We start from the raw sequence: 11,352 nt of genomic DNA, 5'->3' as shown, positions 1-11,352 counted from the left end.
GCCGACATCCCCGACCTGGCCGGGCGAATCGCGGTCGTCACCGGCGCCAATACCGGACTCGGCTTCGAAACCGCACGAGCCCTCGCCGCGCGAGGCGCCACCGTGGTGCTCGCCTGTCGCGATTCCGGTAAGGCGGCCGACGCTGCTGAGCGCATCGCGAGACGGGCACCCGGAGCGAAGGTCGACACGGTTGCTCTCGACCTGGCGTCTCTTGCGTCGGTCCGTGCCGCGTCCGAGACGGTGCGCAGCCGCTACGACCGCGTCGATCTGCTGATAAACAATGCCGGTGTCACCGGGCTGTCCGGCACGACCGAGGACGGATTCGAGAGCCAGTTCGGGATCAACCATCTCGGCCACTTCGCGCTCACCGGACTGCTGCTGGATCACCTCGTCGCAGCCGAGGCCGGGCGGGTGGTGACCGTCAGCAGCATCGGCCACCGCTTCGGGCGAATCGATCTCGACGACCCTGCGAGGTCGGCTGGAAATGCTTATGCCGTATCGAAATTGGCGAATCTGCTGTTCACCTATGAGCTCGATCGCCGGCTCGCGGGAACGTCGGCCTGCGCACTGGCCGCTCATCCCGGCGGCGCGAGCACCGAGGTGTTCCGGTACTCCCCGGCGGTCTTCCGTCTGCCGAATCTCGCCGTCGCCCGCCTGTTCGGGCGCACCCCCGCCATGGGGGCGCTCCCGACTCTGCGTGCCGCGACCGATCCGGCCGCGCAGGGGAGTGAATACTACGGACCCTCAGGACTTTTCGAGATCGGCGGCTATCCGGGGCGGGTGCGCTCCAGCTCTCGCTCGATGGACCGCGAGAGCGCTCGGCGACTCTGGGAAGCTTCCCAGGAACTGACCGGTGTCCGCTTCCTCGGGTGAGTGGACAGTCGGGGCTACGGCAGCAGCACGATCGAGCCGGTGGTCTTGCGCGCCGCGAGATCGCGGTGAGCCTGGGCCGCGTCGGCCAGCGGATAGGTGGCGCCGATGCGGAGATTCAGGGTTCCCGCGGCGATCCAGTCGAAGACATCGGTGGCACGCCACAGGAATTCGGTGCGATCGCGGGTATAGGCGCCGAGGGACGGGCGGGTCAGCCAGAGCGAACCGGCGGGGTTGAGGCGTTGCGGGTCGAAGGGCGGGACCGCGCCGCTGGCCGCGCCGAACAGGGCGAGGGTGCCGCGGATTCGGAGGGCGGCCAGGCTCGCTTCGAAGGTGCTGGCCCCGACACCGTCGTAGACCGCGGCTACGCCGATGCCGTCGGTGAGGTCACGGACGCGGGCGGCCAGGTCGTCACCGTAGCGCAGGACGTCGGTGGCGCCCGCTTCGCGGGACAGCTTCTCCTTGGCGTCGGTGGAGACCGTGGTGATGACCCGGGCGCCCTTCGCGACGGCCATCTGAGTGAGCAGCAGACCGACTCCGCCCGCGCCCGCGTGGATGAGAACCGGGTCGCCGGGTTCGGGCGTGAACACCGATTCGGTGAGGTAATGGGCGGTCATGCCCTGCAGGAGGGCGGCGGCCGCCACGGCCGGTTCGACGTCGTCGGGCACCTTCACCGCCACGGCCTCGTCGACGGCGACCAGGTCCGCGTAGCTGCCGGGCGCCGACGCCCAGGCGACGCGGTCACCGACGGCGAACTCGGTGACATCCGAACCGATCGCCACCACGCTGCCCGTGCCCTCGGAGCCGGGGATGTAGGGCGTCGCCTGCGGATACTGGCCCGTGCGGAAGTAGATGTCGATGTAGTTGACGCCCACACCCTGGGTCTCGACCAGCAGCTGACCGGGCCCGGCCTGCGGGTCTGTCAGTTCGACGTACTGCAGGACCTCGGGACCACCGTGCTCGGAAACCTGAATCGCGCGCATGAGTCCTCTTTCTACACCCCGTGTTCCAGGCCACTCGAGGCTGGACTGGAAACTACCTGCCGGTAAACTGCGGTTCATGAGTACAACCGCCGCCCCCGAGGCCGTGAAGGTGCCGGCCGAGGTCGAGAAGTCCATCGTGAAGTTCCTCGCCCAGCACGGTGGTTCGGGAACGGCCGTGCTGCAGTACATCGGCAAGCAGGGCGTGCGGATCACCCTGGTCGGCGCCGACGGCATCCTCGGCGACCGGGTGGTCGGCGACATGGCGACCGCGAAGGCGCTCGTGGAGCGCGTCGACGGCCTCGCCGAGACCGACGAGTGGAGCCGCGAGCTGGGCTCGATCGTCACCCCCGCTCCATCGCACTGGGCCAAGATGGCCGGCTGGGTCGCCCATCAGACCAAATTCCCGAAGGCGCGCAACTGGAAGTTGTTCGCGGGCGCCTGATCTCCGCGCCGTACCACGAGCATCGAACGGCCCACGATCGAATACTCGATCGCGGGCCGTTCTCGTTGTGTCGCGGGTTGTTTCGGCGCGCTCGGTCAGTGCACGGAAGCCTGCGCCACCGCGGGAGCGTCGACCTTTTCCCGCGTTCGCAGCGACGCCCACAGTGCGGCGGTCGCTGCGGTGCACGCCGCTGCCCCGCCGACGTGGATGGCGACGAGCGCGGCGGGCACATCGGTGAAGTACTGCACGACGCCGACCAGCCCCTGGGCGAGGACGATCGCGAGCAGGACGAACAGCCGCTTGCGGATCGCGGGGGTGATCCCTACGGCGAAGAGCCCGAACGTGAGTCCGATGAGCAGCGCGAGATATCCGATCATCAACTGCGAATGCAGGTGCACCAGGGTGACGATCTCGACTTCCAGTCGCTCGACCTGCCGCTCGATGCTCTTGTCGCCGGCATGGGGCCCGGCCGCGGTGACCAGCGTGCCCGCGATCAGCACACCCGCGAGGGCCACGCCGGACAGCGCGGTGAGCCAGCGCAGGGGAGCGGGTACCTGGACGGTCTCGATGCCGTCGTCGGGTTCGCAGATCTTCGCGTACAGCACCACCGCCAGCCAGACCATCACCATCGAGACCAGAAGGTGCACGGCGACGGTCCACCACAGCAAGCCGGTGCGCACGGTGATACCGCCGATGATCGCCTGCACGACCGTGCCGCCGGGCATCAGCCAGGCATAGGTCAGGACTTCCCTGCGCCGCCGTGCCCGGATGACGGCCAGCACGATCAGCCCGGCGCACAGCGTCACCGCGAAGGTGAGCAGCCGGTTGCCGAACTCCACGGTCTGGTGCAGGACGGGCACCTCCGATACCCCGATGGGGGTGAAGCTGCCGGGGAAGCACTGCGGCCAGGTCGGGCAGCCGAGGCCGGAGGCGGTGACGCGCACGATCGCGCCGGTCACCGAGATTCCCGCCTGGCTCAGGATCACCGCGATGGCGATGAGCCGCTGCACCCGCAGCGAGGGGAGCGGCAGCCGGTCGACGAGGCCAACGAAGGCGCGATACAGCACGTCAGGAATGGTACCGGCCAGGATTTCGACGCTGATACCAGGGCTACTACAGTGCGTCGTTGGTCACGTCAGTGGAACCGGAACAGCCGGGTCGCCAGCCATCCGCACACCACGCCCCACGCCGCGAGCACCGCCACTGCGAACCAGTCGATCGACCCCGTCAGCGCCGTGTCCAGCGCGAAAGCCAGCGCCCCGGACGGGATGAGCCGCGCGATCACGGTCAGGGCGGTGGGCAGGGTGTCGCCGACGAGGACCAGGCTGGCGATGCCGAGCATGATGAACCACAGGATATTGGCCAGCGCCAGCACGACCTCGGCCTTGAGCGTCCCGCCCAGCAGCAAGCCCATCGCCGCGAAGGTGGCCGTGCCGAGGGCGATCACCAACGCGCCGAGGGCGAGTCCGCCGATCCCGGGCCGCCAGCCCAGCGCCACACCGATCGCGCCGAGCAGCATCGCCTGCAGCACCACCACGATGAGCACGGCGGCGCACTTGCCCGCGATCACGCCCCAGCGGGGCAGCGGTGTCGCGCCGAGTCGTTTGAGGGCGCCGTAGCGGCGGTCGAAGCCGACCGCGATGGCCTGGCCGGTGAACGCGGTCGACATCACCGCGGTCATCATCACCATCGGCACGATCCGGTCGACCCGGTGCTCGCCCAGGTCGCCGAACGGCAGCAGGGTGAGCCCGACGAGCAGGGTGATCGGGATGAACATGGTGAGCAGCAGCTGTTCGCCGTTGCGCAACAACAGTTTCAGCTCGAGCCCGGTCTGCGCGGTGAGCATCGTCGCGCGCGAGGCGGGCCGCGGATCGGGGGTGAAGGTGCCGGGCAGGAAACGGCTGGTGGTCTCGCTCATCCGCGCAGGTCCCGTCCGGTCAGTTCGAGGAAGACGTCTTCGAGGCGACGCTGGTCGATGCGGATGTCGGTGGCCAGCACGTCCATCCTGGCGCACCAGGCGGTGACGGTGGCCAGCACCTGCGGGTTGATCTCGCCCTCGACGAGGTAGGTGCCCGGTGTGGTCTCGCGCGGCGAGAAGCCTTCCGGGAGAGCCGAGGTGAGCAGGTTCAGATCGAGTTTCGGTGGGGCGCAGAATCTCAGCTGGCCCGCCGCGCCGTGGGCGGTGACCTCGGCGGGCGTGCCCTGGGCGACGATCTGCCCGTGATCGATGATGACGAGCTGGTCGGCGAGCTGCTCGGCCTCGTCCATCATGTGCGTGGTGAGCACGACGCTCACACCGTCGCGGCGCAGGGCGTCGATGAGTTCCCAGACGATCAGCCGAGCCTGCGCGTCCAGACCGGCGGTGGGTTCGTCGAGGAACACGATCTCGGGCTTGCCGACCAGCGCGCACGCGAGCGCCAGACGCTGCTGCTGACCACCCGACAGGCGGCGATAGGGAGTGCGGCGATTGTCGCGCAGGCCCAGCGTCGACAGCAGCCAGTCGGGGTCGATCGGATCGGCGGAGTAGGACGCGACCAGGTCGAGCATCTCGCCCGCGCGGGCGCCGGGGTAGGCGCCGCCGCCCTGCAGCATCACGCCGATGCGCGGACGCAACTGCTCGGAGTCGGCGATCGGGTCCAGGCCGAGGACGCGGACCGTGCCCGCGTCCGGGCGCACGAAGCCCTCGCACATCTCGACGGTGGTGGTCTTGCCCGCGCCGTTGGGCCCCAGCAGCGCGAACACCTGGGCGGGCTCTACATCGAACCGGAGACCGTCTACCGCTGTGGTCTCGCCATAGCGCTTGACCACACCGTCGACGCTAACGGCGGGTCCAAGGCGTGTTGTCACAACTGCGCCTCGCTGACGCTCGGCTCCGTCGCGCCAAAAGGTGCTGTGCCCTTGGTTCGCTCGCTGCGCTCCCTCACGTTGTCACACGGTAAGCCGTGCCCTCCTGTGACGGAGCCGACACCCCCGGCTGCGCCCGCCACGGCAGCGTGTGCCGGGTGAGCGCGAAGAACAACGCGAAGCACACCACGGCGGCGAGCGCGGCGCCGATGATCTGGAAGACCTGGAATTCCGCACCACGCGGCATCACCAGCATGGAGACCACCGCCGAGAAGGCGACGGCGGGCACGCGGAACACCGGCTGGGTGGCCCAGGCCGCCAGCGGCACGATCGCCCAGAGCAGGTACCAGGGCTGGACCACGGGGAACAGCAGCACAATGGCCGCGAGTGAGACGCCGAGCGCGCCGACGGGATGGAGCCGGCCCATACCGGTGGCGACGAGCATGCGGACTGTCACGTAGCCCGCGACCACCGCGGCGATGGGCCGGGTGATCGACAGCAGCGCGGTGGTGTGGTCGCCCAACCCGAGCAGCACACCGCCGAAACCGGTGACGATCCCGATGATGGTCGGCAGCGACATCCAGCTCCGGACGGCATTGGCGACGCTGAGGGTATTGACCCAGCCGAAGCCGAGCCCGCTGGCGAAACCGATGAGAAGCGTTGTCGCCACGGCGATGACGCCCAGCAGAGCCGCGGCCTTGACGACGGCGGTGAGCGTGCCGCCCCAGCGTCTGGCCAGTGCCATGCCGACGAAGCCGAGCGCGATGATGGAGGTGAGCTTGATCGACGACGAGAGCGTGATCACCACCGCGCCACCGATCAGCAGCCCGTAGGCCCGGGCGTCGAAGGGTGGCAGATTCATAGCCGTCAGCCGGTCGGGTCTGCCTCCTCCGCCGTAGATCGCGCGCAGCATGAGCTCCACCCCGGCCAGCATCAGCCCGAGCATCAGCGCGTCGTTGTGCACGCCGCCGACCAGGTGGAACAGCACCAGCGGATTGGCCGCGCCGAGCCACAGCGCACTCACCGGCGCCACCCCGCAGCGCACCGACAACCGCGGCAGCGCCCACACGATCAGCGCCACTCCGGCCAGCGCCAGCAACCGGTGCACCCAGACTCCGGCGATGATGTTGTCCCCGGTGAGCTCCGCGATACCGCGACCGATCCAGAGGAACAGCGGACCGTACGGCGCGGGCGTATCGCGCCAGATCGTCGGCACATTGTTGGTGAGCACATTGTCGATTCCGAGCCCGGCGACGGGGCCTTCGGAATAGGGGTCGATGCCGCGGGCGGCGATCTCGCTCTGTGCCAGATAGGAATAGACATCGTTGCTGAACATCGGCGGCGCCACGGACAGCGGAATGATCCACAGCAGCAGCGTGCGGTCCAGTTGCGAGCGGCTCAGCCGGTGCAGTGGCGAACCCGCGAGTCCGCCGATCGCGAAGCGTCCGAGCAGCAACCACGCACCGATCACCAGCGCGGTGCCGAACATGCACATCGCCAGCGATCCGGTGTGCGCTCGCGCGAAGATGCCGAGCACCCGCACGCCCGAGACCGGGTTCTGGTGCACGGGTTGGGCGCCGATGCCCAGCGCCGCGATCGCCATCAGTACCGCGCCGGTCGCGCCCATCAGCCGGATCCGGTCCAGTTGCGCGCGTTCGCTCTTGTCGAGCCCGGGGACCTCGGTCTCGTCGCGATGCAGCACCGCGACGGTGTGATCGCGCGCCGACACGTCGAGCCCGAGAGCTCGCCGCCCGACCGCCAGTGTCTTGCGCGCCGCGCCCTCCAGTACCGCCACGAAGTCAGAGCCTAGTGTGCGGGGACCCGACAGGGTTCGTCAGTCGTTCACGCACCGGGGGCGCGCCGGTCGCGGCAGACTACCTGGGTGCTTCGACGGGGGTCGGCGCGGTCACGGCCGGCGGTCCGACGAACGCCGGGTCCGCGCGCAACGAGAGCGCGGCGGCGACGATCACGCCCACGCAGATCAGCGCTACCGCGCCGAGCGCGGCCCAGCCGATGCGCTGCGCGGATCGCTGATCGCGGGCCGACAGCCAGCCGGGTACGAACAGGATGCCGAGCGCGCTCAACGTGCCCGCGGCCAGACCGCCGAGGTGACCCCACAGCGAGATTCCCGGGATCGAGAAGCTGATCAGCACGTTCACACCGATGACCACCAGCATCGGGGTCGGGCTCTGCCGCAACCGGATCAGTGTCACCGCGACAGCGCCGAACAGGCCGTACACCGCACCGGAGGCGCCGGCCGTCGCCGTCACCGAATCCGACAGCGCCATCACCGCCGCCGACCCACCCAGCAGCGAGACCAGATAGACGCAGCCGTACCTGACCCTGCCCAGCACCTGCTCGAGGTCGCGCCCCACGACATACAGGGCGAACATGTTGACCAGCAGATGGATCGCGCCGTAATGCAGGAACCCCGACCCGAGCAGCCGCCACCACTCGCCGTCGGCCACCAGCAGCGGCACCAGGACGAACTCCCGGAACACCGACGACCCGCGGTAGTTGTACATCGGGCTACCGGCCTGCGCCGCGGTGAGCACATAGACCAGCACATTGACCGCGATCAACCCGTAGGTCACGTACGGAACCGCGCCGCCCTCGCGCGCGCCGCCGACGGTCCGCACCGGTCGCACGTCCTGCTGCCCCTGCCGGACACAGTCCACGCAGTGCTGCCCGACCGCCGCCGGACGCAGGCAGTCCGGACAGGCGGGCCGCCCGCATCGCGTACACGCGAGTCCGGTAGGCCGATCAGGATGACGGACACACGTGGGTGTGAGCGGGTTCGACACCCTGCCATCGTGCCAGACCGCCCCCTGCGCCCGCCGGGTTCGCCACCGCGCACCCGGACCGTCGCTCGCCGCGTTGTGGTGCGAATATCTCCTGCGAGCAACGCCGTGCGAGCGTGCCGGGCGGACCGTTCGGCACCGAGTGCGGTGTTGCTGGGCGCCGGGTGGTCGCGGTTGCCGACCTGTGCGATGGGTCACCCGGCCGAGCGGCCGGGATCGGTCCGCAGGGGCCGCACCTGGGGTTTTATCGGGCGGGGGAGCGCCCCGATGATCTTCATCGCAGGTCAGGGCACCCTTTGTCAGGTGACCCTTATTAGATTTAGGGAAGCAATTCCGCCACACTGGTGTTGTGAAAACCGTGGGTTTGCGGACAGGCGTGGAAAGTGACGGTCGTAAGACGACCGGCGCTCGGTCGTCGGCTGTCCCCGCGGCGACCGCGCACGAAGGGCAGACCAGGGCGGCCATCGTCCAGTTGCTGCTCGAGCAGGGGCCGATCACCGCGACGGCGATCGGCACCGAACTCGGTCTCGCGCCCGCCGGGGTGCGTAGGCACCTCGACGCGCTCATCGACGCGGGCCAGGCTCGGGCGAGCCGCTCGGCGCCGTGGCAGCAGAAAGGGCGCGGTCGACCGGCCAAGCAATACCAGCTCACCGCGGCGGGCCGGGGCAACCTCGGGCACGCCTACGACGATCTGGCCGGGGCGGCGATTCGCCAGCTCGGCGAGATCGGTGGCGACGCCGCGATCGCCGAATTCGCGCGCAAGCGGGTTCGCGTGATCGTCGACGGCATCGAACCCGTCACCGACCACACCGCACCGGTGATCGAGGCCAAGGTCGAGGAGATCGCGGAAGCGTTCGCCGACGCCGGTTTCGCCGCCACCACCCGTCAGGTCGGCGCCGGTGTGCAGATCTGTCAGCACCACTGCCCGGTGGCCCATGTCGCCGAGGAGTTCCCGCAGTTGTGCGCGGCCGAATTGGACGCTTTCCGCGACCTGCTCGGTACCCACGTGCAGCGCCTTGCGACGATCGCCAACGGCGATTGCGCCTGCACCACCCACGTACCGCTGGTCGCGGTGCCGAAGACCCCAACCGCCGCACAGCCCGCGGCGGGACGAACGAACGACTCCGGAAGGAGTGCCGAATGACGACCTCGACCGACCAGGTACAACCGCTTACCCAGGACGAAACCATCGCCTCGCTGGGCACCTACGGTTACGGCTGGTCCGACTCCGATGTGGCAGGCGCCAGCGCCCAACGTGGCCTGTCGGAGGCTGTCGTTCGCGACATCTCGGCCAAGAAGAGCGAAGAGGAGTGGATGCTCGACCTGCGCCTCAAGGCGCTGCGCATCTTCGACCGCAAGCCCATGCCGAACTGGGGTTCCAACCTCGAGGGCATCGACTTCGACAACATCAAGTACTTCGTGCGCTCGTCCGAGAAGCAGGCCGAGAGCTGGGAAGACCTGCCCGAGGACATCAAGAACACCTACGACAAGCTGGGCATCCCGGAGGCGGAGAAGCAGCGTCTGGTCTCCGGTGTCGCGGCGCAGTACGAGTCGGAGGTCGTCTACCACTCCATCCGCGAGGACCTGGAGAAGCAGGGCGTTATCTTCCTCGACACCGATACGGCGTTGAAGGAGCACCCGGAGATCTTCCACAAGTACTTCGGTTCGGTCATCCCCGCCGGTGACAACAAGTTCTCCGCGCTCAACACCGCCGTCTGGTCGGGTGGCTCGTTCATCTACGTGCCGCCGGGCGTGCACGTCGACATCCCGCTGCAGGCCTACTTCCGGATCAACACCGAGAACATGGGCCAGTTCGAGCGGACGCTGATCATCGTCGACGAGGACGCCTACGTCCACTACGTCGAGGGTTGTACAGCGCCGATCTACAAGTCCGACTCGCTGCACTCCGCGGTCGTCGAGATCATCGTGAAGAAGGGCGGCCGCTGCCGCTACACGACCATCCAGAACTGGTCGAACAACGTGTTCAACCTGGTCACCAAGCGGGCCAAGGCCGAAGCCGGCGCCACCATGGAGTGGGTCGACGGCAACATCGGCTCCAAGGTGACCATGAAGTACCCGGCGGTCTGGATGACCGGCGAGCACGCGCACGGCGAGGTCCTCTCGGTCGCGTTCGCGGGCCCCGGCCAGCACCAGGACACCGGCGCCAAGATGCTGCACCTGGCCCCGCACACCTCCTCGACCATCGTGTCGAAGTCGGTGGCGCGTGGCGGCGGTCGCGCGTCGTACCGTGGTCTGGTCCAGATCAACAAGGGCGCCAACGGTTCCAAGTCGACCGTGAAGTGTGACGCGCTGCTGGTCGACACGATCAGCCGCTCCGACACCTACCCCTACGTCGACATCCGCGAGGACGACGTGACGATGGGTCACGAGGCCACGGTCTCGAAGGTCTCCGAGGATCAGCTGTTCTATCTGATGAGCCGCGGCCTCACCGAGGACGAGGCGATGGCGATGGTGGTGCGTGGCTTCGTGGAGCCGATCGCCAAGGAATTGCCGATGGAGTACGCATTGGAACTGAACCGGCTCATCGAGCTGCAGATGGAAGGGGCCGTGGGCTGATGTCGACGCTCGAGACGCCGATCCAGAATCCTGGCGCGGGCGCCGCGGTCAACAAGGGCGAGGTCTTCACCTCGTTCGACGTGAACGCATTCGAGGTCCCGTCGGGTCGCGACGAGGCGTGGCGGTTCACCCCGCTGCGCCGTCTGCGCGGCCTGCACGACGGCACCGCTGTCGCCGATGGTCAGGCTACCGTCGAGGTGAGTGAAGTCGCCGGTGTCACGGTGGAAACGGTGGGCCGCACCGACTCTCGTCTCGGCCAGGCCGGTACTCCCGCTGATCGTGTTGCCGCCCAGGCCTATTCGGGTTTCTCCGAGGCGACCGTGATCACCGTCGGCCCGGAAACCGAAGTGTCGGACCCGGTCACCGTCACCATCACCGGTCCCGGTGAGGGCAAGACCGCCTACGGTCACCTGCAGGTGCGCCTGGACAACTTTGCCGTCGCCACCGTGGTCATCGACCAGCGCGGCGGCGGAACCTACGCCGAGAACGTCGAATTCGTGCTCGGTGACAGCGCCAAGCTCACCGTCGTCGCGGTCCAGGAATGGGACGAAGACGCCGTGCACGTCACCGCGCATCACCTGAAGCTGGGCCGTGACGCGAACCTGCGCCACGTGTCGGCGACCCTCGGTGGCGACCTGGTTCGCCTGTCGGGCACCGTGCGCTACGCCGGTCCCGGTGGCGAGGCCGAGCTGTTCGGCCTGTACTTCGCCGATGCCGGTCAGCACTTCGAGCAGCGACTGCTGGTCGATCACGCCGAGCCCAACTGCAAGTCCAATGTGCTGTACAAGGGTGCGCTGCAGGGTGATCCGGCCTCGCCCAAGGGTGACGCTCGCAC

The 11,352-nt window shown here is 68.6% G+C and carries 11 protein-coding genes; 5 read left to right on the top strand and 6 right to left on the bottom strand.

All coding sequences use genetic code 11. The features are described 5' to 3' along the window. On the top strand, positions 1 to 873 hold an 873-nt coding region (locus ACFWF3_RS09465; RefSeq protein WP_379313228.1), incomplete at its 5' end, for an oxidoreductase. A gap of 14 nt (positions 874 to 887) precedes the next feature. Here the strand turns inward: ACFWF3_RS09465 and ACFWF3_RS09460 are convergent. Beyond that, positions 888 to 1,853, bottom strand: a complete 966-nt coding sequence (locus ACFWF3_RS09460; RefSeq protein WP_379313227.1) for a quinone oxidoreductase family protein — start codon at positions 1,851 to 1,853, stop codon at positions 888 to 890. Between the two features lie 76 nt (positions 1,854 to 1,929). Between ACFWF3_RS09460 and ACFWF3_RS09455 the strand changes: the two genes are divergently transcribed. Next, entirely contained in the window at positions 1,930 to 2,295 is a 366-nt protein-coding gene (locus tag ACFWF3_RS09455) for a hypothetical protein (RefSeq protein ID WP_378989102.1), read from the top strand. Between the two features lie 95 nt (positions 2,296 to 2,390). Here the strand turns inward: ACFWF3_RS09455 and ACFWF3_RS09450 are convergent, their stop codons facing one another. From ACFWF3_RS09450 to ACFWF3_RS09430, 5 genes are all read right to left on the bottom strand, one after another. Further along, complete coding sequence (locus ACFWF3_RS09450) at positions 2,391 to 3,362, bottom strand: heme A synthase (RefSeq protein ID WP_378989103.1); 972 nt, start codon at positions 3,360 to 3,362, stop codon at positions 2,391 to 2,393. A 68-nt stretch (positions 3,363 to 3,430) separates the two neighbouring features. Further along, positions 3,431 to 4,213 (bottom strand): ABC transporter permease, encoded by a 783-nt coding sequence (locus ACFWF3_RS09445; protein WP_379313225.1) that lies wholly within the window; start codon positions 4,211 to 4,213, stop codon positions 3,431 to 3,433. Further along, a complete protein-coding gene (locus tag ACFWF3_RS09440; protein ID WP_378989105.1) occupies positions 4,210 to 5,142 on the bottom strand; it encodes an ABC transporter ATP-binding protein in 933 nt (310 codons plus the stop codon). The genes ACFWF3_RS09445 and ACFWF3_RS09440 overlap by 4 nt, the downstream gene beginning before the upstream one ends. 73 nt (positions 5,143 to 5,215) lie before the next feature. Beyond that, on the bottom strand, positions 5,216 to 6,934 hold the full coding sequence (mptB, locus tag ACFWF3_RS09435; protein ID WP_379313224.1) for a polyprenol phosphomannose-dependent alpha 1,6 mannosyltransferase MptB: 1,719 nt from the start codon (positions 6,932 to 6,934) through the stop codon (positions 5,216 to 5,218). Between the two features lie 79 nt (positions 6,935 to 7,013). After that, entirely contained in the window at positions 7,014 to 7,943 is a 930-nt protein-coding gene (locus ACFWF3_RS09430) for a rhomboid family intramembrane serine protease (protein WP_379313223.1), read from the bottom strand. Positions 7,944 to 8,289: 346 nt separating this feature from the next. Here ACFWF3_RS09430 and ACFWF3_RS09425 point away from each other — a divergent pair, with 346 nt between their 5' ends. The 3 genes from ACFWF3_RS09425 to ACFWF3_RS09415 all read left to right on the top strand — a co-directional run. Further along, positions 8,290 to 9,084 (top strand): helix-turn-helix transcriptional regulator, encoded by a 795-nt coding sequence (locus ACFWF3_RS09425; RefSeq protein ID WP_379313222.1) that lies wholly within the window; start codon positions 8,290 to 8,292, stop codon positions 9,082 to 9,084. Beyond that, entirely contained in the window at positions 9,081 to 10,517 is a 1,437-nt protein-coding gene (gene sufB, locus ACFWF3_RS09420) for a Fe-S cluster assembly protein SufB (RefSeq protein WP_378989109.1), read from the top strand. Before ACFWF3_RS09425 ends, sufB begins: the two co-directional genes overlap by 4 nt. Then, positions 10,517 to 11,352: SufD family Fe-S cluster assembly protein (locus tag ACFWF3_RS09415; protein WP_379313221.1), on the top strand; the 836-nt coding region annotated here is incomplete at its 3' end. The genes sufB and ACFWF3_RS09415, both read left to right, overlap by 1 nt.

The sequence above is a fragment of the Nocardia sp. NPDC060220 genome (genome assembly GCF_042727815.1).
In the GTDB taxonomy this organism is placed as follows: Bacteria; Actinomycetota; Actinomycetes; order Mycobacteriales; family Mycobacteriaceae; genus Nocardia.
This window is presented reverse-complemented; position numbering and strand designations above follow the sequence as displayed.

Coding starts and splice junctions, on each gene's coding strand:
- sufB (WP_378989109.1), top strand. CDS start 9,081: ATGACGACCTCGACCGACCAGGTACAACCGCTTACCCAGGACGAAACC.
- ACFWF3_RS09460 (WP_379313227.1), bottom strand. CDS start 1,853: ATGCGCGCGATTCAGGTTTCCGAGCACGGTGGTCCCGAGGTCCTGCAG.
- ACFWF3_RS09445 (WP_379313225.1), bottom strand. CDS start 4,213: ATGAGCGAGACCACCAGCCGTTTCCTGCCCGGCACCTTCACCCCCGAT.
- ACFWF3_RS09455 (WP_378989102.1), top strand. CDS start 1,930: ATGAGTACAACCGCCGCCCCCGAGGCCGTGAAGGTGCCGGCCGAGGTC.